Annotated in this window: 16 protein-coding genes; 12 read left to right on the top strand and 4 right to left on the bottom strand. The window is 72.6% G+C overall.

The window, feature by feature from the left end:
* Positions 1–33: 33 nt before the first annotated feature.
* The 3 genes from GA0074692_RS19470 (at position 34) to GA0074692_RS19460 (ending at position 4183) form a co-directional block, all read left to right on the top strand.
* Positions 34–1614: a magnesium chelatase ATPase subunit I gene (locus GA0074692_RS19470; protein WP_091646638.1), complete on the top strand. Its 1581-nt coding sequence runs from the start codon at positions 34–36 to the stop codon at positions 1612–1614.
* Between the two features lie 80 nt (positions 1615–1694).
* Positions 1695–3647 carry a vWA domain-containing protein gene (locus GA0074692_RS19465; protein WP_091653763.1) on the top strand — a complete coding sequence of 651 codons (1953 nt, stop codon included), beginning with the start codon at positions 1695–1697 and terminating at the stop codon, positions 3645–3647.
* A 68-nt stretch (positions 3648–3715) separates the two neighbouring features.
* Positions 3716–4183 (top strand): hypothetical protein, encoded by a 468-nt coding sequence (locus GA0074692_RS19460; protein WP_091646637.1) that lies wholly within the window; start codon positions 3716–3718, stop codon positions 4181–4183.
* A 163-nt stretch (positions 4184–4346) separates the two neighbouring features.
* On the opposite strand, the gene GA0074692_RS19455 is transcribed toward GA0074692_RS19460, so the two are convergent.
* Positions 4347–4631: a DUF427 domain-containing protein gene (locus GA0074692_RS19455; RefSeq protein ID WP_091646636.1), complete on the bottom strand. Its 285-nt coding sequence runs from the start codon at positions 4629–4631 to the stop codon at positions 4347–4349.
* Positions 4632–4844: 213 nt separating this feature from the next.
* On the opposite strand from GA0074692_RS19455, the gene GA0074692_RS19450 reads away from it, so the two are divergent.
* From GA0074692_RS19450 to GA0074692_RS19415, 8 genes are all read left to right on the top strand, one after another.
* Entirely contained in the window at positions 4845–6335 is a 1491-nt protein-coding gene (locus tag GA0074692_RS19450; RefSeq protein ID WP_091653760.1) for an FAD-binding oxidoreductase, read from the top strand.
* The gene (locus tag GA0074692_RS19445; protein WP_091646635.1) at positions 6332–7729 is read left to right on the top strand and encodes a class I SAM-dependent methyltransferase; all 1398 of its coding nucleotides are present in this window, start codon (positions 6332–6334) and stop codon (positions 7727–7729) included. The genes GA0074692_RS19450 and GA0074692_RS19445 overlap by 4 nt, the downstream gene beginning before the upstream one ends.
* A 144-nt stretch (positions 7730–7873) precedes the next feature.
* Positions 7874–8437, top strand: a complete 564-nt coding sequence (locus tag GA0074692_RS19440) for a winged helix-turn-helix domain-containing protein (RefSeq protein WP_091646634.1) — start codon at positions 7874–7876, stop codon at positions 8435–8437.
* On the top strand, positions 8430–9260 hold the full coding sequence (locus GA0074692_RS19435) for an SRPBCC family protein (protein WP_091646633.1): 831 nt from the start codon (positions 8430–8432) through the stop codon (positions 9258–9260). The genes GA0074692_RS19440 and GA0074692_RS19435 overlap by 8 nt, the downstream gene beginning before the upstream one ends.
* 462 nt (positions 9261–9722) lie before the next feature.
* Positions 9723–10814 (top strand): hypothetical protein, encoded by a 1092-nt coding sequence (locus GA0074692_RS19430; RefSeq protein WP_425413345.1) that lies wholly within the window; start codon positions 9723–9725, stop codon positions 10812–10814.
* A gap of 51 nt (positions 10815–10865) precedes the next feature.
* Positions 10866–12377 (top strand): hypothetical protein, encoded by a 1512-nt coding sequence (locus GA0074692_RS19425; protein WP_091646632.1) that lies wholly within the window; start codon positions 10866–10868, stop codon positions 12375–12377.
* Positions 12378–12591: 214 nt separating this feature from the next.
* Positions 12592–14892 (top strand): putative bifunctional diguanylate cyclase/phosphodiesterase, encoded by a 2301-nt coding sequence (locus GA0074692_RS19420; RefSeq protein WP_245730375.1) that lies wholly within the window; start codon positions 12592–12594, stop codon positions 14890–14892.
* 118 nt (positions 14893–15010) lie between these two features.
* Positions 15011–15769 carry a MerR family transcriptional regulator gene (locus tag GA0074692_RS19415; RefSeq protein ID WP_091646631.1) on the top strand — a complete coding sequence of 253 codons (759 nt, stop codon included), beginning with the start codon at positions 15011–15013 and terminating at the stop codon, positions 15767–15769.
* A 96-nt stretch (positions 15770–15865) separates the two neighbouring features.
* Here GA0074692_RS19415 and GA0074692_RS19410 read toward each other — a convergent pair whose 3' ends face one another.
* Positions 15866–17482 (bottom strand): hypothetical protein, encoded by a 1617-nt coding sequence (locus tag GA0074692_RS19410; RefSeq protein WP_141725340.1) that lies wholly within the window; start codon positions 17480–17482, stop codon positions 15866–15868.
* A gap of 226 nt (positions 17483–17708) precedes the next feature.
* Positions 17709–20783, bottom strand: a complete 3075-nt coding sequence (locus GA0074692_RS19405) for a DEAD/DEAH box helicase (RefSeq protein WP_091646629.1) — start codon at positions 20781–20783, stop codon at positions 17709–17711.
* Positions 20784–20870: 87 nt separating this feature from the next.
* Here GA0074692_RS19405 and GA0074692_RS19400 point away from each other — a divergent pair, with 87 nt between their 5' ends.
* Positions 20871–21257 carry a GIY-YIG nuclease family protein gene (locus GA0074692_RS19400; protein WP_141725339.1) on the top strand — a complete coding sequence of 129 codons (387 nt, stop codon included), beginning with the start codon at positions 20871–20873 and terminating at the stop codon, positions 21255–21257.
* Positions 21258–21313: 56 nt separating this feature from the next.
* On the opposite strand, the gene GA0074692_RS19395 is transcribed toward GA0074692_RS19400, so the two are convergent.
* A complete protein-coding gene (locus tag GA0074692_RS19395; protein WP_091646627.1) occupies positions 21314–21748 on the bottom strand; it encodes a VOC family protein in 435 nt (144 codons plus the stop codon).
* Between the last annotated feature and the right edge of the window lie 32 nt (positions 21749–21780).

The raw sequence follows: 21780 nt of genomic DNA, 5'->3' as shown, positions 1-21780 counted from the left end.
GAGAGTTCCCCGGTGTGAGCTAGCTTTGGTCAGGTGACTGCGCCTTCCCAGGTACCTCCGGTCCCGCCGACCGACCTGCCCGGCACGCTCGGCGAGCTGCGTGCGGCCGGACACCAGCACCGTACGGTCAAGCAGGAACTCCGCGACAACCTTCTCGCCCGGATGCGGGCGGGCGGCGAGCGCTTCCCCGGCATCGTCGGCTACGACGACACGGTACTGCCCGAGGTCGAGCGGGCGCTGCTCGCCGGACACGACCTGGTGCTGCTCGGCGAGCGGGGCCAGGGCAAGACCCGGCTGATCCGGAGCCTCGCAGGGCTGCTCGACGAGTGGACGCCGGTGATCCCCGGTTCGGTGCTCAACGAGCACCCGATGCACCCGCTCACCCCGGCCTCCCGGGCGGCCGTCGCCGAGGCCGGCGACGACCTGCCGATCGGCTGGCTGCACCGGTCGATGCGGTACGGCGAGAAGCTCGCCACCCCGGACACCAGCGTGGGCGACCTGATCGGCGACATCGACCCGATCCGGATCGCCGAGGGCCGGTCGCTGGGCGACCCGGAGACGATCCACTTCGGGCTGGTGCCCCGGACGAACCGGGGCATCTTCGCCGTCAACGAGCTGCCCGACCTGGCCGAGCGGATCCAGGTGGCGCTGCTGAACGTGCTGGAGGAGCGGGACATCCAGGTCCGGGGCTACCAGCTCCGGCTGCCGCTGGACCTGCTCCTGGTCGCCAGCGCCAACCCGGAGGACTACACCAACCGGGGTCGGATCATCACTCCGCTGAAGGACCGCTTCGGCGCGGAGATCCGTACCCATTACCCGCTTGACCTGGACCTGGAGCTGGCGCTGATCCGGCAGGAGGCGCAGCTCGTCGCCGAGGTGCCGGAGCACGTGTTGGAGGTGCTGGCCCGCTTCGCCCGCGGGGTGCGCGACTCGCCCTCGGTCGACCAGCGCTCCGGGGTCTCCGCCCGGTTCGCCATCGCCGCCGCTGAGACGGTGGCCGCCGCTGCCCTGCGCCGGTCCGGCCTGCTCGCCGCGACCGCACCCGCAGCACCCGCCGCACCCGCACCCGCACTCGGCTCGTCACCCGCCTCGTCCGAGGTGCCTGCAGGGGTCCCCTCCTCCTCAAAAAGCGGTAACAGGGGACCCCTCCTACCAGCCCGGCCCCCAACCCAGCCGGCCCACCTGTCAACTCAGCCGGTGGCGCGGGTCGGGGACGCGGTGTCGGTGGTGAGCACCCTGCGCGGCAAGGTGGAGTTCGAGAGCGGTGAGGACGGCCGGGAGGCGGAGATCCTCGGCCACCTGCTGCGGACCGCCACCGCCGACACGTTCCGCGCCCGGCTGGCCGGGATCGACCTGTCCGGCTTCACCGCGCTGGTCGCCGACGACGCGGTGATCGAGACCGGTGAGCTGGTCGCCGCCGCCGAACTGCTGGGCCAGGTGGGCACGGTTCCCGGGCTGGCCAAGGTGCTGGACCGGCTCGGCCTGGGCGACGCGCCCACCCCGGACGAGGCCGCCGCCGGGATCGAGTTCGTCCTGGAGGGGCTGCACCTGACCCGTCGGCTCGGCAAGGACGTCACCGACGACGGCCGGACCCGCTACGGCGGCCGGGGCTGACGCTGGCCCGGTAGCGATCGGCAACTGACGGCCGGGCCGCCATGGCGGTCGGGCCGCGAGCGAGGACGGCGGTGGAGGGCATGGCCGGCAACCGGTTCCGGTACGGGCAGTGGCGGGGCGGACCGGACCCGCTGGCGCCCCCGTACGACGTGCGGGCGGCGGTCGACCAGGTCGGCGCGGAGGTGCTGGCCGGCGGGAGCCTGCGCGCGGCGCTGCGCGACCTGCTGCGCCGGGGGCCGCAGGGGCGGCGTGGCCTGGACGACCTGGCTGCCCGGGCTCGCCGGCTGCGCCGCGAGGCGCTGCGCCGGGGTGACCTGGACGGGGCGGTGACCCGGGCCCGCGCCCTGCTCGACCAGGCGCTCGCCGCCGAGCGCGACGAACTGCGCGGACGGGACGGCGACGACGCCCGGTTCGCCGAGGCGATGCTGGACAACCTGCCCCGCTCCACCGCCCGCGCGGTCGAGGAACTGGCCGGGTACGACTGGGCCAGCACCGAGGCCCGGCAGACGTACCAGCGGATCCTCGACGGGCTGCGTGGCGAGGTGCTGGAGCAGCGCTTCGCCGGCCTGCGGGACGCGGCGCGGGCCGCCGGTGACCCTCGGGTCCAGCAGCAGCTCGCCGAGATGATGCGGGACCTCAACGACCTGCTGGCCCGGCATGCCCGCGCCGAGGACACCACCGACGCGTTCGCCGAGTTCATGCGTCGGCACGGCGAGTTCTTTCCGGAGCAGCCGCGTGACGTCGACGAGCTGGTGGACGTGCTGGCCCGCCGGGCGGCGGCGGGGGAGCGGCTGGCGCGTTCGCTCTCCGACCGGCAGCGCGAGGAGCTGGCCGGGTTGATGCGCCAGTCCCTTGGCGACCGGCTCACCGGTGAGCTGGCTGCGCTCGACGCCAACCTGCGGGCACTACGGCCGGACCTGGCCTGGTCCCGGGGGGAGCGGATCCGGGGCGACCAGCCGCTGGGGTACGGCGAGGCGACCGCCGCGCTCGGCGAGATCGGTGAGCTGGACGACCTGCTCGACCAGCTCGGCCAGGAACACCCGGGGGCGACCCTGGACGACGTGGACGTCGACGCGGTCGCCCGTACCCTCGGGCGCGACGCCGCCGACGACGTACGCCGGCTGCGGGAGCTGGAGCGGGAGCTGCGCCGACAGGGCTGGGTGAGCCGGACCCCGGACGGCCTGACGTTCAGCCCGAAGGCTCTGCGCCGGCTCGCCGGCACCGCGCTGCGCCGGGTCTTCGCCGACCTGACCGCCGGGCCGCGCGGCCAGCACGACCTGCGTTCCGCCGGGGCGGCCGGCGAGGTGAGCGGGGCGTCGCGCCCCTGGCAGTACGGCGACGAGCAGCCGCTGGACGTGGTGCGTACCCTCACCCGTGCCGTGCACCGGGCCGGCCCGACGGTGCCGGTACGGCTCGCCGTCGAGGACTTCGAGGTGGTGGAGACCGAGCGGCGCGCGTCAGCGGCGGTGGCGCTCTGCGTCGACCTGTCCTTCTCGATGGTCTCGGAGGGACGGTGGGGGCCGATGAAGCAGACCGCGCTGGCCCTGTCGCACCTGGTCGCCACCCGGTTCCCGCAGGACGCCCTACAGATCGTCGGCTTCGGCAAGGCGGCGCTGCCGCTCAGTCAGCAGGAACTGGCGGCGGTCGAGCCGGACATGGTGCAGGGCACCAACCTCCAGCACGCGCTCCGGCTGGCCGGACGGCACCTGCGCCGGCACCCGGGGGCGGAACCGGTGGTGCTGGTGGTCACCGACGGCGAACCCACCGCCCACCTGGACCCGGACGACGGGGAGCCGATCTTCCACTGGCCGCCGCTGCCCGAGACGGTCGAGGCCACCATCCGGGAGGTGGACCGGCTGACCCGGTACGGAGCGACGCTGAACATCTTCATGCTCGGCGAGGATCCGGGGCTGCGCCGGTTCATGGACGCGGTGGCCCGCCGCTCGAAGGGACGGCTGTTCACCCCGGACACCGAGGACCTCGGTGAGTACGTGGTCTCCGACTACCTGCGCGCCCGCCGGGGCCGTCGCTGACGCGTCCCGCCGCCTACTCCGGGCGGGAATCGCCCCGGCGCCCGGGCCGCCGCGCCTACGCTGGGCGGATGGAGACCGTCGAGCTGCGTCGGACGTACGACGTCCTGCTCGCCGAGGTGGAGATGGGCGGATTCGGCCCGCCCGGGGACGGCGGGTTGAGCGCCGAGCAGATCGTGGCCCACCTCGCCGCCAACGACGAGCTGATGAGCGAGGCGACCGAGGCGGTGCTGGCCGGCTCGACCTACGCGTACTACGACCTGGAGGACATCCACCGGCCACAGCTCGACGCGATGGCCGTGCAGCACGGGGGCCTGGCCGGGCTGATCACCCTGTTCCGGGAGACCAGCCGACGGCTCTGCGCGTTGGCCGACCAGCTCGGCCCGGCGGCGCAGACCCTCGTCGAGACCCACCTGCGGGAGGGGTTCGACCTGACCGTGGACGAGGCGCTGCCCTGGGGGCGCACTCTCGACCTGCACGGACGGGTGCACCTGCCGCTGCACCTGAGCCAACTTCGAGCCCTACGCGACCACCGCTGACCTGACCGGGCCGCCCGACTGCGGCTCACTCTGACCGGGCCGCCCGACTGCGGCTCACCCTGCCCGGCTCCGGGCGCTGCCGACACCCCTCGTGGCTCGTAGTCCGTGGCACCGACACGACGGCGGCTGACCGGCCCGGTCAGCCGCCGTACGGTACGGGCTGTCAGTCGACGACCCTGACGTCCTTCCAGAACGCGACCCGGTCGCGCACCATCTCCGCCTTCGGTTTCGGGTCCGGGTAGTACCAGACCGCATCCGCGCTGGTCCGGCCGTCGTGTTCCAGGCTGTAGTAGGAGGCGGTGCCCTTCCACGGGCAGGACGTGCGGGTGGACGACTCGCGCAGCACGTCGTCGCGGAGCGCGGACCGGGGGAAGTAGTGGTTGCCCTCGACCAGCACCGTGTCGTCGCTCTCGGCGATCACCAGGTCGTTCCAGACGGCTTTCGGCATGGCCTCAGGCTAGTGCTCACCCCGTCGATCATGAAGTTGTGGCGCCTGCTCTGCGGTGATTGTGAGACTTGCGTGGTGCCCGAACTCCATGATCGACGGGGTGAGAGGGGAGGGGATGGGGGTGTTGAGCTGGGAAAAGCCATCGTGGACAACGCGCCCAAAACAGCCTGGTGAGCGTATGGTGACGCTGTGTGTGCGCTGCGAGTGGAACGGGTGGGTGATCCCCATGGGGCGGCGGGGGGCCGCCACGGCCGGGCGGTCGAGGCGCTCCGCCGGTCGTACGCGGCGGTGCCGGCCGGCGAGCCGGTCCGGCTGGCAAAGCGGACCTCCAACCTGTTCCGCCCCCGGGCGGCCACCGCCGTGCCAGGGCTGGACGTCAGTGGCCTGACCGGGGTGCTCGGGGTGGACCCGGTGGCCCGTACCGCCGACGTGCAGGGCATGTGCACGTACGAGGACCTGGTCGCGGTCACCCTGCCGCACGGGCTGATGCCGATGGTGGTGCCGCAGTTGCGCACCATCACGCTCGGCGGGGCGGTGACCGGCCTCGGCATCGAGTCGACCTCGTTCCGCAACGGTCTGCCGCACGAGTCGGTCGTCCAGATGGACGTCCTCACCGGCGCGGGCGACCTGCTCACCACCGACCCGGACGGCCCGCACGCCGACCTCTTCGCGGCCTTCCCGAACTCGCTGGGCAGCCTCGGGTACGCCACCCGGCTCCGGATCGAGTTGCAACCGGTCCACCGGTACGTGGCGCTGCGCAACGTCCGCTTCACCGACCTGGACGCGCTGGTCGACGCGATCGGCGAGGTGACCGCGACCCGGGCGTGGTGGGGGCGGCCGGTCGACGCGATGGACGGGGTGGTGTTCGCCCCGGACGAGGCGTACCTGGTGCTCGGCACCTTCACCGACGACCCCGGCGGCGCCGGCGGCACCGGACCGGCCAGGGGTGCCGGACTGGCCAGGAATGCTGGACTGGCCAGGAATGCTGGGCCAGCCGGGGGTGGACGCGGGCCGACCAGTGACTACACCGGCCGGGAGATCTACTACCGGTCGCTGCCCCGCCGGACCGCCGACCTGCTGACCACCCACGACTACCTCTGGCGCTGGGACACCGACTGGTTCTGGTGCTCCCGGGCCTTCGGCGCGCAGCACCCGGTGGTCCGCCGACTCTGGCCGGCCCGCTGGCGGCGCAGCGACGTCTACCACCGGCTGGTCCGGTGGGAGCACCGGTACGGCGTGGCCGCCCGGGTGGACCGTTGGCGGGGTCGGCCGGCCCGGGAACGGGTGGTGCAGGACGTCGAGATCCCGCTCGACGGCACTGCCGCCTTCCTGCGCTGGTTCGCCCGCGAGGTGGGCATGTCGCCGGTCTGGCTCTGCCCCCTGCGGCTGCGCGAACCGGCCGGCCCCGGCTCGGCCCGGGTCTGGCCGCTCTACCCGCTGGGCCCCGGCGAGACCTACGTCAACGTCGGCTTCTGGGGCAGCGTGCCGATCGCCGGGGGTGCCGCCGACGGCGACGTCAACCGGGCCGTGGAGCGGGCGGTGGCCCGGACCGGCGGGCACAAGTCCCTCTACTCCGACGCCTACTACGACCGGGCCGAGTTCGACCGGCTCTACGGCGGGGCCACGTACCGCGCCGTCAAGGACCGCTACGACCCCGAGCACCGGCTGACCGGACTGTACGAGAAAGCGGTGGCACGACAGTGAGCCTGACCGATCGGGAACAGGGGACGGCGGACGACGGGCCGTCCACACCACCGGGGCGCCCGACACCCCCAGGACGCCCGACACCACCAGAACGCCCGACACCAGCGGGGCGTCGCCGGCCGGGCCCGACCGTGGCCGACGTCGTCCGCGCCCTCACCGCCGGGCCCCTGCCCCTGCGCATCATCGGGTACGACGGCAGCACGGTGGGGCCGGCCGACGCCGGGATCACCCTGACCATCCGTTCCGAGCGGGGGCTGTCGTACCTGTTGACCGCGCCGGGGGACCTCGGCCTGGCGCGGGCGTACGTCAGCGGGGACCTGGCCGTGTCCGGGGTGCACCCGGGCGACCCGTACGAGGCGTTGCGGGTGCTCAAGGACGAGCTGACGCTACGCCCGCCGTCGCTGTCGGAGGGGCTGGCCCTCGTACGCCGACTGGGCTGGGATCGGCTGCGTCCGCCACCGCCCCCGCCGCAGGAAGCCATGCCGCGCTGGCGGCGGGTGGCGGACGGACTGCGGCACTCCCGGTCCCGGGACAGCCGCGCCGTCGCGCACCACTACGACGTCTCCAACGCCTTCTACGAGCGGGTGCTCGGGGCGTCCATGACGTACACCTGCGCGGTGTTCCACAGCCCGGAGGACACCCTCGAGCAGGCCCAGACGGCCAAGTACGACCTGGTCGCCGGCAAGCTGGCGCTGCGGCCGGGAATGCGCCTGCTCGACGTGGGCTGCGGCTGGGGCGGCATGGTGCGGCACGCGGCCCGCGAGTACGGCGTCCAGGCGCTCGGGGTGACGCTCTCCCGGGCGCAGGCGGAGTGGGCGCGGGCGGCGATCGAGCGGGAGGGGCTGACCGGGCTGGCCGAGGTGCGGCACCTGGACTACCGGGACGCCCCGGCCGGCCCCTTCGACGCGGTCTCCTCGATCGGGCTCACCGAACACATCGGGGTGCGCAACTACCCGGCGTACTTCGGCGCGCTGCGGCACCGGCTGCGCCCCGGCGGCCGGCTGCTCAACCACTGCATCACCCGGCCGGACAACCGGGCCCCGCACCGCTCCGGCGTGTTCATCGACCGGTACGTCTTCCCGGACGGTGAGCTGGCCGGTCCGGGCCGGCTGATCAGCGAGATCCACGACGCCGGGCTGGAGGTGCACCACGAGGAGAACCTGCGGCGGCACTATGCGCTGACCCTGGCCGCCTGGTGTCGCAACCTGGTCGCGCACTGGAACGACTGTGTCGCGGAGGTCGGCGAGGGCACCGGCCGGGTGTGGGGCCTCTACATGGCCGGCTCACGGCTGGCGTTCGAGCGCAACGACATCCAGTTGCACCAGGTACTGGCGACCCGCAACGGCCCGGTCGGAGCGGACCACTATCCGCTGCGTCCCGACTGGACGCCCTGACCGGACCGGACGGTCACGCCCAGGTCGCGATGGTCGCCGGTCGGAGCGAGACCTCCATCGACGAAGACGGGACGGCGACTCGCCGTCCCGTCTTCGTCATCCCCATTGACAAAGAGAGTTTTTACGTACAAGCTTGTTTTTGCCATGAGAGACGTTCTGTACCTCGAAGAGATCGCCCAGGCCGAGACCCTGCTCAAGCCGCAGCGGGTCGAGGTGCTACGGCAGCTCGCCGAGCCGCGCACCTGCACCGAGGTCGCGACCCGGCTCGGGCAGACCCCGCAGCGGGTCTACTACCACGTCAAGCAACTGGTCGCGGCCGGCCTGGCCGAGCAGGTGTCCGAGCGCCGGGTGCGCGGCATCAACGAGGGCATCTACCAGGCTGTCGCCCGGTCGTACTGGCTCTCGCCCCGGCTCGTCGGGCGGCTCGGCGGCCTGCGCCGGGCCCGCGACGAAATGAGCCTCGGCCACCTGCTCGACCTCATGGAGCAGGTCCAGGCCGACGTGGCGGCGCTCGACCGGTCCGCCCCCGAGCTGCCCAGCATCGGGGTGTCCGGGGAGATCCGGGTGCCGGCCGAACGCCGGCAGGAGTTCCTGACCGACCTGCGGAACACCCTCCAGGACCTGTTCACCCGCTACGGCGGTGCCGAGGGCGACGCCTTCAAGCTCGCTGTCGCCTGCTATCCCAAGGGAGAAGAAGACCGTGACTGAACCGTTGACCATCCGGGTCCGCCTCGCCGCGTCGGCGAAGACCGTCCACCACGCCCTCACCGACCCGGCCGAGCTGCGCACCTGGCTGACCGAGTACGCCGAGGTGGAGCTGCCGCACCGGTACGAGTTCTGGGGCCGGAACACCCCGGAGGGGGACGCCCCGCACCAGCGGCTGCTGCACGCCGACGACCACGACCTGCGGTTCAACTGGCTGCTCGGCGGCGAGGAGACCACCACCACGATCAACCTGGCCGAGGAGGGGCCGGACACGACCATCCTCACCCTCACCCAGACCCACTTCGACTTCGCCGAGGCGATCAGCGGCAGCAACATCCGGGGTGTGTTCCAGACCTGGTGGTCGCTGGGCCTCGCCAACCTCGCTGCTTACCTGGAGGGGCGGCCGCTGCTGCCCAAGGTCGACTTCACCTCCACCGACCTGCGCGGGGAGCTGCTCATCGACGCGCCGATGGACGCCGTCTACACCTCGCTCACCGACTCCGAGCAGGCCAGCGCCTGGTTCGGGTACCCGATCGGCATCGAGCCCTGGGTCGGCGGCCGGTACGCGATGGGCGGCTTCGAGTCCGGGTACGCGGCGAAGGTCGTCGACCTGGAGCCCGGCCGGCGGATGTCGGTCGACTGGGGACCGACCGGCGTCACCACCTGGGAACTGGACGAGTCCGCCGGCAAGACCCGGCTCACCTTCGTGCAGAGCGGCTTCGACGAGCAGAACCCGCCGTACGCCGCCTGGGCTGGCTCCGTCTCCGGCCTGGCCGAGCTGCGCCGGTTCCACGAGGTGCCCGACTGGCAGCCGATCTGGCTCTGACCAGTTATCGACCGGTCGATCGGGGTACTGCCGGGCGATGTTCCTCATCCTCGGACTCCGTACCTCGGTCGGCCGGTCGGGGGTGGTCGCTGCGGTCTGCCCCCACTGCGGCAACCACGCCGCGCGGCGCCCCACGGTGGGCTGACATGACCCGCTTCCTCTGCTGGTTGATCGGTCGCGGCCCGACCCTGCCCGACGCACCGCCCAGCCACATCGTGTTCCGGCCGCCCTGCACGCCCGGCCGGCGTCGCCGCCAGCACCGCCGGCCAACCGCCGGGGCGCGGCTACCCCGCTCCCCCCGGAACCGGTCCACCGGCCGCTGAGGTGTGTGCAGGGGTCCCCTCCTCGACAAAAAGCGGTAACAGGGGACCCCTGCTACCACCCGACCCCGCCCACCCGCCACCGCGACGCCCGGGTGCCGGTGCGGGCGGTGGGGGAGCCGAGCGCCTATCGTGGCCTGTCGTGACGACCACCGAGCAGCGACTGGCCGCCATCCGGGGCGACATGCCGGCCCGCCGGCACAACGCCCGGACGATCGCCGCGCTGACCGGCAACCCGGGCTGTACTCGGCGGGCCGTGCTGGACGGCGCGGGCGTCGACAAGACCCGGCTGGCGGAGCGGATCGGCTTTCCGGCCCGGTTCGGCCAGTCCCGGTTCGCGATCAGCCGGGGTAACGCGTTCGAGGCACAGGTCAAGGCCGACGGCGGCGCGGAGCTGCTGCGGCTGGTCGCCGAGCGGCTCGGCGTGTCGCCGGGCGGGCCGGCGACCTGGACCGACCTGAACGCCGACGGCCCGGCGCAGCGGCACGAGCGGTCCCGGGAGCTACTGACCGCCGCCGTCGCCGACGCGTCGCCCGCCCTCTTCGACCACCCGCTGCTCGGTCTGGAGATCGCCGGACAGCGGGTGTACCTGGAACCCGACCTGGTCGCCGCCCGGCTTGCCGGTCGCTACCACGTCGTGGAGGTCAAGTCCTTCCCGGTGGTCGACGGCCAGGCCGATCCGGGCAAGGTGGCCGCCGCCGCGATCCAGTCCGCCGTCTACGTGCTGGCCCTGCGTGAGCTGGTCGCCGCCGCCGGGCACGACCCGGAGTTGGTCTCCACCGACGTGGTGCTGGTCTGCCCGCGCGACTTCGCCAACCAGCCGGTGGCGAGCCTGGTCGACGTACGCCGACAACTGCTGGTGCTGCGCCGGCAACTGGCCCGGATGGAGCGGATCGACGCGCTGCTGGCCGGCGTGCCGGCGGACTTCACCGCCGACCCGACCGCCGAGCCGGAGACCCTGGTCGCGGCGCTGCGTACCGTCGACGCGCACTACGCCCCGGACTGCCTCGCCGCCTGCGAGCTGGCGTTCTTCTGCCGGCACGAGGCGGGTGGGCACACCGCGGCGCTGGGCCGCCCGGTCCGGGAGGCGCTCGGCGGGGTGGCCACGGTGGCGGAGGCGCTGGCCCTGGCCGACGGCGACCACCCCGGAGAACCGGACCAGGCGGAGGCCGCCGCGCTGCTGCGGGCCGCGGCCCGGCTGCGGGCCGAGGCACTGGCCGGGGGGCCCACGTGAGTACGCTGCGCGCCCTCGCCCGCGTCCGGGCGTTCGCTACCGGGGGGCCATGTGAGTACGCTGCGCGCCCTCGCCCGGGCCCGGGCGCTCGCCACCGGACGGGCCGAACCGGTCGCCACCGTCCGGCACCTGCACCTGTCCGCGCAGCCACTGGTGCTCGTCCCGCTGGCACTGGCCGGTGAGGCGAACGCCCCCCTGGCTGCCCTGGTCGGCACCGCACACGACGATCCCCGGCTGCTGGTCGTGCCGCAGCCCCGCAACCGGGACCACCGGTTCGCCTTCGCCGCCGAACTGGCCGGGATCGTGCTGCCCTGGCTCGACGGGCACCGGGGCGCGACCGAGGACGTCCCCATCGACCGGGGCCGGGACGTGCGCCAGCGGTACGTCGACGCGCCGCAACTGGTGGTGCCGAACCTGGCCGGGGTGAGCTACCTGCGTCTGTTCGGACGGGCCACCCGGTTCCGCCGGCCGGACGGTGACTACCCGGTGCACCCGTCGGTGCCGCTGCTCGGCCGCTGGCTGACCTTCTTCGCCGACCGGGCTGAGCACCCCGGCTCGTCGGCCCTGCTGGCGCTGACCGAGGCGCTCACCCTGCACTGGGCCACCGGGCAGAGCGTGCTGGAGGACCAGCACCTGCCGGCGCTGCTCAACTGGATCGACCCGCCGCCCGGGCTGACCGGGGCGCAGGCCGCCGCCCGGGTCGAGGACCCGGCGGTCTGCCCGCCGGCCGGCCCGGCCACCGACCCGGACTTCGACAACGCCCGGCTGTACCCGGCGATCGAGGCGTACACGGCCGCCGGTGACGACGAGGCGGCCCGCCGGGCCGCGTACGCGCACCTGGCGGAGCTGCTGCGCGGCCAGCTCGCGCCGACCTGGGACCTGATGTGGCGCGGCCTGGCGCTGCTGTACGCCCTGCCGCCCGGGGCCCGGGTCGCCGGCCGGTGGGACGGCGACCGGGACGCGTTCACCGCCTTCGCCGAGCACGTCGACGGGGGCGGGGCACCCCAGCCCCGCCGGGACGGGGCGGTCGCCGCCGCGCAGAAGCTGCACCGGCTGGAACGGGCACTGACCGGGTACGCCGTCCAGCGCGCGTACGACGACCCGCTGGTGATGGCCGAGCACCGGCTGACCGGCGAGGCGTTTGTCGGCGACGTCACCCTGGCCGACCCGACCCGGGTGGACGACACGGGGAAGCGACCGGTGCTGCGTCCCCGGATCCAGGTGGTCACCGACGAGCCGGTGCCGATGCCGGCGGGCGCGACCCTCTGGTCACCGGCCCGGCCCAACCAGAAGGCGAAGGTGGTCTTCGTCAACCCGGTGGGGGAGGCGAAGACCGAGGTGGTGCTGGAACTCTCCGGCGGGATGGGCCGCGGGCTGACCCCGCCGCCGGGCAGCGTGCCCGAGGTCGGGGAGCGACTCTGCTACACCACCCTGTCGGACGCGTTCCTGCCGGCCGGGGTGTTCCCCACCGCCGAGGAGACCCCGTGGACGCACGGCGGCCCCCCGCCCACCGCCGTCGACCCGGACCATCCCGAGGAAGTTACCGCCGAGGAGTGGGACTGACCGGACCCGGCCGGCACCGCATGCCCGGATCTAACCTGGTGAAGGCACACAAAGCGGTCGACTGGGCAGCTCCTGGGCGCGCCCGCTGAGCAGGGGGTCAGTCTGGGTGCTAGCGGGGGCGCGGGACGCTGGCTAGGCTTTGCTCGTTCGCCCACCCGTGACCGGTACGCGCCGTCCCGCGTGGACTCAGCAGAGAGAGTCGGAGCGAATCGCCGTGCCGTCGCTGGAGGTGAACCGGGACGCCGTGGGGGCGACCGGTGCCACCCGGATGTCGCCCGGGTCGTTCGACCCCGGGCGCGTCGGCCTGTTCGTCGCCCTGGCCGCCGTCCTTGTCGAGGTGGTCTGGCTCGCCGCCCGACTGCCCGCGGCCGGGCTCGTCGCCGACCTCGGTGCGTTCGTCGTGGCCGTCTGGGCCAGCGCCGCCTGCGTCGGGGTGGCCCGCCGTCACCCACCGTCGCTGCGCCGTTTCTGGAACTTCCTCGCGGTCACCATGGCGCTGTCCGCCTTTACCCGGGCGCTGTGGGCGCTGCAACGCGTGGTCAGCGGCGAGACACCGAACACCCCGCTGGTCGGGCTGGTCTTCATCACCGGGATCGTCCTCGGCACCGTCGGCATCCTGTCCAACCCCGCCGCGCCGCACAGCACCGCCGGCCGGGTTCGGGTCATCCTCGACGGGGTGATCGTCGGGCTCGCCCTGGTGCCGATCGGCTGGGTGGTGGTCTTCCGGGACGTCGCCGCGGCTCAGCTCACCGAGCCGGACCACGCGCTCGCCCTGGTCTACCCGACGTTCGACCTGGTGCAGCTGACCATCCTGGCGGCGGTGGCCGGACCGGCCCGCGCCATGTGGCGGCCCCTGGCCATGCTCGGTGGCAGCCTCGCCGTCCGGGCCGTCGCCGACATCGGCTACGTGTGGCTGCTCGCGCACGACACCTACCTCCCCGGGCACCTGGTGGACCTGGGCTGGCCGCTGACCTGCCTGCTGGTCGGCCTGGCCACCCGGTACCCGCCCCCGGCCGAGCGGGTGGACGTCGACCAGACCATCGTTCCGCCGGCGCCGGTCTGGTGGCGGGCGGCCCTGCCGTACCTGCCGGTGGGTGGGGCGATCGTCGCGGTGCTGTTGGCCCACCAGCCGACCGGACAGACCCCGCCGTTGATCCTGGTCTGTGTGCTGGGCCTGCTGGCCGTCCTGGCCCTGCGCCAGGGGCTGGTCGCCAACGAGAACCTGCGGCTGGTCGCCCAGCTCCGCCAGCTCGCCTACGCCGACCTGCTCACCGGCCTGCCGAACCGGTTGATGTTCACCCGCCGGCTGCGCCGGGCTATCCGGGAGGAGTCGCCGGTCTCCGTCCTGCTGCTCGACCTGGACGGCTTCAAGCAGGTCAACGACCGGTTCGGGCACGCCACCGGGGACGCGCTGCTGGTCAGCATCGCCGACCGGATGCGCGACGCGGTCGCCGGCGACGGCACGGTGGCCCGTCTCGGCGGGGACGAGTTCGCCGTCCTGGTCGACGCCGACCGGCCGGTGTCCGCCGAACGGCTGGCCGAGCGGCTGCTCACCGCGCTGCGCCCGGCCGACGACGAGGAGGACGTCGGCACCCACCCGTCGGCCAGCATCGGCATCGCCGAGTACGGCCCCCAACACGCCACCCACAGCGACCTGCTCCGCGACGCCGACATCGCGATGTACGCGGCGAAGGCGGCCGGCAAGTCCGCCTACCGGACCTGCACCCCGGCGCTGCGCGAGTCGGCGGTGACCCGGGCCGAACTCATCGCCGACCTGCGTCGGGCGGTCGACGAGAAACAGCTCGAACTGGAGTTCCAGCCGATCGTCGACCTCGACACCGGCCTGGTCCGCAGCGCGGAGGCGCTGGTGCGTTGGCGGCACCCCCGGCTCGGGTTGCTGTCGCCCGGACGGTTCCTGCCGCTGGCCGAGGAGACCGGGCTGATCCTCCCGATCGACCGCTGGGTGATCCACGAGGCATGCCAGGCCGCGGCCGTCTGGCGGCACAGCTCGCCGGACGCGACCGTCGCCGTGAACATCGCCGCCGCGCACCTGCGCCGCCCGGACCTGATCGCCACGGTCACCGGCGCGACCGCCGCCGCCGGGCTGGCCCCTCGCGCGTTGACCCTGGAACTGACCGAGTCGGCGCTCATCGAGGGCAGCGAGGCGGTGCTGGACCGGCTCCGCCAGCTCCGGGAGCTGGGTATCCGGATCGCCATCGACGACTTCGGCACCGGGTACTCTTCGCTGAGCTACCTGCACCGCATCCCGGCGACCGAGCTGAAGATCGACCGGTCGTTCGTGGCCCGGTTGGACGAGGACGCGCGGGCGTACGCGACGGTCAACATGGTCAGCACCCTCGCCGAGGCGTTCGACCTGCGGGTCGTCGCAGAGGGCGTGGAGACCGACCGCCAGCACGACGCGGTCGCCGCGATCGGCTGTGCCCACGGTCAGGGCTACCTCTACGGCCGACCGGGCAGCCTCGCCGACCTGCGCTCGTCCTTCCCCGGCTCCTGAAGGCGGGCCCTGACGCCGGGGCCCTGACGCCGGCCCCCTGAAGGCGGGCCCGGCGGGGTCGGGTTTGACCCTCACGTGACGGGAGGCGGGAGCCTGTTTCCCAGAAGGGAGGGGACCCATGACCCACACGGTGGGAGAGGTCGCCCGGCTGGCCCGGGTGACCGTACGGACGCTGCACCACTACGACGAGATCGGGCTGCTCTCGCCCAGCGGGCGTACCCCGGTCGGGTACCGCCGCTACGACGACGCGGACCTGGAGCGGCTCCAGCAGATCCTCTTCTACCGCGAGCTCGGGTTCCCGCTGGAAGAGATCGCCACCATCCTCGACGACCCGGGCGCCGACCCGGCGGCGCACCTGCGCCGGCAGCACGAGCTGCTGACGGTACGGATCACGCGCCTGGAGAAGATGGTCACGGCGATCGAGTTCGCGATGGAGGCGAAGAAGATGAACATTCGACTCACGCCCGAGGAGCGGTTCGAGGTCTTCGGCGACTTCGACCCCGACGCACACGCCGAGGAGGCGGAGCAGCGCTGGGGTGGCAGCGAGGCGTACCGGGAGTCGACCCGGCGCACCGCCGGCTACGCCAAGGCCGACTGGCTGCGGATCAAGGAGGAGACGGAGGAGTGGGGACGGCGGATCGTGGCCGTCCTGGAGTCCGGCGCCCCGGCCGACAGCCCGGCGGCGCTGGAGCTGGCCGAGGAGCACCGGGCGCACATCAGCCGCTGGTACTACGAGTGCAGCTACGAGATCCACACCGGGCTGGCCGACATGTACCTCGCCGACCCCCGGTTCACCGCCCACTACGAGGCGATCAAGCCGGGGCTGACCGCCTACCTCAGCGAGGCCATCCACGCCAACGCCATCAACCGGGCGTGACGGGGGCCGGGCTTCCCGCGTCAGCCTGACGACTCCCGTGCTCCCACGGATGCCCGACGGCCTCGAGCCGCCGGGCATCCGTACCAGGTCGTTCGGTCAGCAGCCGGGGCCGAAGCTGACCCGGACGAGGCGGGTGGCCCAGGTCCCGCCGACGAAGTGCTGCTGGGCGAGCAGCGCGGTCCGGCCGACCGGGCAACTGGCGCTGGCGGCGACCGGGTCGACGTGGACGCTGGAGTAGTCGCCGAAGCGGGTGTTGCTGACGGTGTTCGAGCCGACGATCAGCGTGACGTCGGTGTTGGTCAGGGCGGGCACGCCCGCTCCGGGTTGCACCCCGTTGAACGTCATGGACGTGTTTCTGCAGGTGGTGGCTCCGGTGTCGGTGTAGGCCCAGTTCAGCCAGATGTTGAACGCGTTCGGTGCGACCTCGGAGGCGCCGAGGGACGGGTTGAAGTCGTCGCTGGTGCTGCTGTGGAACGCGTTGGCCACCGTGGCGGTGTTGGTGGAGGTGCTGATGGCTCCGTACCGGACGCCGGGGTATCCGCTGATGTCGATGCCGTGGGTGAACCACACGTACGGCGAGTTCGCCGCCTGCACCGGTGCCCAGGCGATGCGGCCGTCGAGGGGGTCGAGGGTGGTGGCCGTGCCACACTGGTTGACCCGCCTGCTGGGGCTGGCGTAGGCGGACGCCACCGTGGCCTGGAGGACCAGCGTGGTGCCGGGGCCGGCGCTGTTGCTCATCCGGTAGAGCCGGTATCCGGTGCCGGGCAGGCCCGCCACGTAGTAGGTGTTCGTGGTGGCGGCGATGGGGATGCCGACCACGGTGACCGGTGCGGTGGAGAAGTCGACGGTGAAGGCCGGGAAACTGACCGCCGCGCCCGCGTACACCAGGGCCTTGGACACCGACCAGGCGGTGGAGTTCACGTACCCGGGGTTGAAGTTGTTGGTGGAGGACAGGATCGCGACCCGGTCCTGGCCCAGGTACGGGTAGTCCAGCAGCATGCCGGTTGGGAACGAGCCGCCGGTGAAGCTCAGGGTGTAGACGAAGTAGCCGCCGCAGGCGTCGCCGCCGGTGCTGGCGGCCAGGAACAGCCGCGGGGCCATGCCGGCCGTGCCGGTGGTGGTGGCGATGATGACGAACCGGTCGTTCAGGTTGTCGTACAGGGTGCGCGGGTCGAACACGTTGGTGCTGCCGAGTCCGAGCCACCCGGCCAGGGTGTTGGTGCACTGCTGGACGCCGGTCTTGTCGAACACGGTGACCCGCCGGTTCACCGTTTCCAGGATCTGGGTGGGGCCGATGCTGGCGTTGACGTCGGAGGGCTGGGCGCCGCCGCCGGCCTGGTTGATGCCGGCGAAGTTGGAGTTGATGGTGCGTGGCGACGGGGCGCGCGGCAGACCGGATCCGCCGGTGTTCGGGCCGTCCGGAACCCGGACGTTCGTGGTCGTGGCGGATGGCTTGGCCGCCGTGCTGACCCGGGCGGGCAGGGTGTCGCCGGTGGGTCTGCCGTCCTTGCCCAAGGCCGGCTGGTCGGCGGTCGTGGCTGCCGGGCGGGCCGGTGAGTTGGTGCGCTGGTCGACGAGCTTCGGCGAGGCGTGGCCGCGACCGGCGACGGCGGCCGTAACCTCCGCCGAGGTGGTGGTGGCTGGGCTCGCCGCAGCGACATCGATGCTGACGAGCAGGCTGGCCAACAGGATTCCGCACCCCGTCGCAGCCATGACGTCACGTATTCTTCTCACTTTTCTTCCCCATTCCGTGCCTGGCGCGAATATGATTCGCGAGCGAAAGGAGGCCTCCTGGCTGAGAAGATTGCAGGTGTCGATGGCCTGGCATATGCGACTGTCGGATTCCTGCGGTCTGGCCAATTCGCACTTGGTGGGCAACCGGGTTATTCGTACTGGTGAAAATATGTCGTGTGGGGGTCGCCATTCCGCCGTGGACGGATCAGGCGGCGACGGCGCGGGCGGCGGCGTACATGTCGGCGGGCAGCGGGTGGGCCAGCTCCCAGAGGATCCGCATCGGCCGGTCCCCGGTGTGCTCCCGGTACGTCATCGGCCCGGCATAGAGGTACGGGGGTGCACCCAGATCGCCGTCGGCCACCCGGGACTGCCGGACGAAGAGGTGCACCGTCGAGCCCTGGGCGGCGTGGTGGACGTACCGCTGCCCGGTCGGTGAGTCGGTCGACGTGGTGCTCTGCGACTCCCACTGGAACAGCCGGTCGGTGACCGCGCGGTCGGCGTACATCGTGGTGGGGGAGTAGTGCCGCTCCGACTTGACCAGCGTGACGAAGAACAGGTCGGCCCGCTCCGCCGCCAGCCACTTCACCCCTTCCCGCAGGGAGCCCGGGTTCGGCATGCCGAACGCCGCGCACGCCTCGTTGCGGCTGTACCGGGCGTGCACCCGCAGCGGCACGCCGGGCGACGGCGACGGTCCGGTGACCCGGTGGATCCGCTCCCGCAGCACCTCGACGAGTTGGCGCAGTTCCGCGCAGCGGGTCGGCTCCGCCCACAGCCGGGCCAGCCGTTCCTCCCGCGACGACAGCGGGGCGTTCGGCCCCCACAGATCGAAGTGCAGCACGTCCCAGCGTCGCCCCGGCTCCGGGCGGACGCCCGCCGCCACTCGGGCCAGCAGGTCCAGTCGGTCGCCGTCGTCAAGGTGCAGCATCCGACCGATGGCCCGGCCCAACTCCCGGTCGTCCGGTCCCGGTGCCGACGTCTCGAGGCCGGCGAGGCGTCGCAGTCCGGACCAGCCGCCGAGCGACGCCGACCGGTACACGTCCTCGACCTCCAGCCCGGTCTCCCGCAGGAACCCGGCCAGGCTGACGTCCCCGAGCTGCCGCAACTCCGCGACCAGGCCCTTCTTCGAGGTGGGCAGGGCCGCCCGCAGGTTGTCGAGCACGATGTTCTTGGCGACCCGGTCGAGCTGGATGTGGCAGCCGCTCGGCAACGTCGGAAAGTCCTGCTCGACGGCCTCCCGGACGGCCCGCCGGCTCACCCCGGTCAGCGCCCGCCACCGCAGGTCGAAGCGGAAGTTGGCGTGCTGTCCGCCGATGAAGTCCAGCACCGTCAGGCATGGCTTGTCGTCGTCGAGCCGGAGGCCACGGCCGAGCTGTTGGAGGAAGATCGTCGCGCTCTCGGTGGGCCGCAGCATCAGCACCGTGTCGACCATCGGCAGGTCGACACCCTCGTTGAACAGGTCGACGGTGAAGAGGACGCGCAGCGTACCGGCACGGAAGTCACGCAGCAGGCCGTCCCGCGCTGCCCGGTCCACCCGGGAGGTCACCGCCGCCGACGGTACGTGGTGGTCGGTGAACCAGGCGGCCATGAACTCGGCGTGCCCGATGCTGACGCAGAACCCGAGCGCCCGCATCCGACCCACGTCGACGGTGTCCCGTACCGCCCGCAGCACCAGGCGGGCCCGCGCGTCGTTACCGGTGTAGACACCCTCCAGCTCCGCCGGGTCGTATCCCTGGCCGCGCTTCCAGCGCAGGTGTGACAGGTCCACGTCGTCGTGCACGCCGAAGTACTGGAACGGGGCGAGCAACTGCCGCTCCAGGGCCTCCCACAGGTGCAACTCCACGGCGGTCCGGCCGTCGAACCACCGCCGTACGTCACCGCCGTCCGCCCGGTCCGGGGTCGCGGTCAGCCCGAGCAGGACGCGCGGTCGCAGCCGCTCCAACAGCCGGGCGTACGTCGGCGCCTCCGCGTGGTGGAACTCGTCCACGATCACCATGTCGTACGCCCCGGGATCGATCTCCCGCCGGTACAGCGACTGGATCGAGGCGAAGACGTGCCGCCAGCCGGTCGGTTCCCGGCCGCCGACCAGCATCTCGCCGTAGCTGCCGTCCCCCATCACCTGGCGGAACGTGGCCAGGCTCTGCCGCAGGATCTGTTCCTGGTGGGCGACGAAGAGCAGCGAGTCGACCTGTCCGCTGCGGTGCAGCCGGCGGTAGTCCAGCGCGGCCACCACCGTCTTGCCGGTGCCGGTCGCCATCACCACCAGGTTGCGGTACCGGCCGTGCACCTGCCGCTCGGCGTCCAGGTCGGCCAGGATCTCCGCCTGGTACGGGTACGGCCGTACGTCCAGATTCGCGATCTGGATGGACGCCGGGTCGGGACCCTCGCCGCGCAGCGCCGCCCTGAGCCGGTCGCCGTCCCTGGCAGGGTGGTACGCCTCGAACACTGGGTCGTTCCAGTAGTCCTCGAAGGTGGCGGTGAAGGTGTCGATGACATGCGGCTGCTCGATGTTCGAGATCCGGACGTTCCACTCCACCCCGTCGACCAGTGCCGTCCGCGACAGGTTCGACGAGCCGACGTACGCGGTGGTGGTGCCGTTGGCCCGGCGGAACAGCCACGCCTTGGCGTGCAGCCGGGTGGTCCGCGTCTCGTAGGAGATCTTGACCTCGGCACCCAGCTCGGCCAGCCGGTCCAACGCCCGCTGGTCGGTCGCCCCCAGATACGTCGTGGTGATCACCCGCAGCCGGCCGCCGCGCCCGATCAGCTCCCGGACCGCCGGCTCCACGATCCGCAGGCCCTGCCACTTGATGAACGCGCAGAGCAGGTCGACCTGGTCGGCGGAGGCCATCTCGTGGGTGACCTCGTGCCCGATCCGCGGCTGCTGACGGCCGTTGACCAGCAGCGCGCCGGTGGAGAGCGGGGTGGTGGGGCGTACCGGGAAGGTGGGTTGCGCGGGTGCGACGGGCGGAGCCGCGATGGCGTGTAGCAGGTTTCTGGTGTCGACGACCTGGTCACCGGGGCTGACCGCGTCCGGATTCAGGTCCGCGACGGCGTCGGCCAGGCGGTTGGCCAACTCGACCTGGCGGGCGAGCCGGTCGTCCCCTCCGGGTACGGCGCGCAGCGCGCGGCGGGCGAGGGAGGCGATGTGCCGGGCCAGGATGTCCGGTGCCTCGGCCGGTTCCAGCTCGCCGTGTTCGACCAAGGCCGGGTCGACCTGCCGCAGCCGGTCGGCCAGCTCGTGCGTGATCAGGTGCTCGTAGACGCCCCGCGCCGGTTCGGTCACCGGGGCACGCTAGCGATAGGAGTCTGAGTCCGCTGTCTCGGGTATGCCGACTTCGTGTCGTCGGAGTGTCCTGAGTAGTCTCCCGGAATGCCCGACCCCGGTAATGACAACCTGCTGTCCGGCTTTACCGCTGCATTGCCGTACACGAGGGATGCTGCCGCGAGCGCTCCGCAGGCGGCAGGTGTCCACGTGGTCCTCGACGGCGAGGTGGTGATCTACGTGGGCTACACCCGCAACCTGCGGAGCCGCCTCCGGCAACATCTGATCGGCAACCGTGAGTCGTCGGTGCTGCACGAGCAGGTGGGCCAAGAACTCGACAAGCTGGGTCTGGTGGCGACGTCTGCGGACGTTGCCGACTGGCTCGGCCGGTGCGAGGTCCGCTGGCGGACGGATGACAATCCTGAGGCCACGAAGCACGCCTTGGTGCTTGCTCTCCAGCCGCGCTTCAACCGACAGGTGCCGAAGCAACCCTGACCATGCCGTGCCCCGGACCCGGCCGATGACCCGTTCGTTGATCCGGTCGCCCGGGGTCAGGGCTGGTCGAAGTCGGGGAGGGTGAGCGAACCGTCCGGGGCGAGCGTGAACCCGGGGTTGTGGGCGATCTCCCAGACGTGGCCGTCCGGGTCGGCGAAGCAGCCGGCGTACCCGCCGTAGAAGGTCTCCCGGGCCGGCTGGGTGATCGTCGCCCCGGCGTCGGCGGCCTCGGCCAGCACCCCGTCGACCTCGTCCCGGGTACGGACGTTGTGCGCCAGCGTGATCCCGCCGAACCCGTCGCCGCCTCGGTCGGTGATGCCCGCGTCCTCGGCGAGCTTGTCGCGGCCCCAGAGCACCACGGCGAGCCCACCGACCTGGAGGAAGACGGTCTCCTCGACCTCCTGGCCGCGCCAGCCGAGCCGTTCGTAGAAGGCGCGGGCGCGGGCCAGGTCGGTCACGCCGAGGGTGATCAGGCTGATGCGCTGTTCCATTCCCGCACCGTACCGCCGACCCGTCGCCCCCG

The organism is Micromonospora pallida (genome assembly GCF_900090325.1).
GTDB lineage: Bacteria > Actinomycetota > Actinomycetes > Mycobacteriales > Micromonosporaceae > Micromonospora > Micromonospora pallida.
The sequence above is the reverse complement of the archived record's forward strand: the minus strand, read 5'-3'. Positions and strand labels throughout refer to the sequence as shown.

Coding starts and splice junctions, on each gene's coding strand:
- GA0074692_RS19410 (WP_141725340.1), bottom strand. CDS start 17,482: ATGGCTGCGACGGGGTGCGGAATCCTGTTGGCCAGCCTGCTCGTCAGC.
- GA0074692_RS19400 (WP_141725339.1), top strand. CDS start 20,871: ATGCCCGACCCCGGTAATGACAACCTGCTGTCCGGCTTTACCGCTGCA.
- GA0074692_RS19415 (WP_091646631.1), top strand. CDS start 15,011: ATGACCCACACGGTGGGAGAGGTCGCCCGGCTGGCCCGGGTGACCGTA.
- GA0074692_RS19395 (WP_091646627.1), bottom strand. CDS start 21,748: ATGGAACAGCGCATCAGCCTGATCACCCTCGGCGTGACCGACCTGGCC.
- GA0074692_RS19440 (WP_091646634.1), top strand. CDS start 7,874: ATGAGAGACGTTCTGTACCTCGAAGAGATCGCCCAGGCCGAGACCCTG.
- GA0074692_RS19455 (WP_091646636.1), bottom strand. CDS start 4,631: ATGCCGAAAGCCGTCTGGAACGACCTGGTGATCGCCGAGAGCGACGAC.
- GA0074692_RS19460 (WP_091646637.1), top strand. CDS start 3,716: ATGGAGACCGTCGAGCTGCGTCGGACGTACGACGTCCTGCTCGCCGAG.
- GA0074692_RS19465 (WP_091653763.1), top strand. CDS start 1,695: ATGGCCGGCAACCGGTTCCGGTACGGGCAGTGGCGGGGCGGACCGGAC.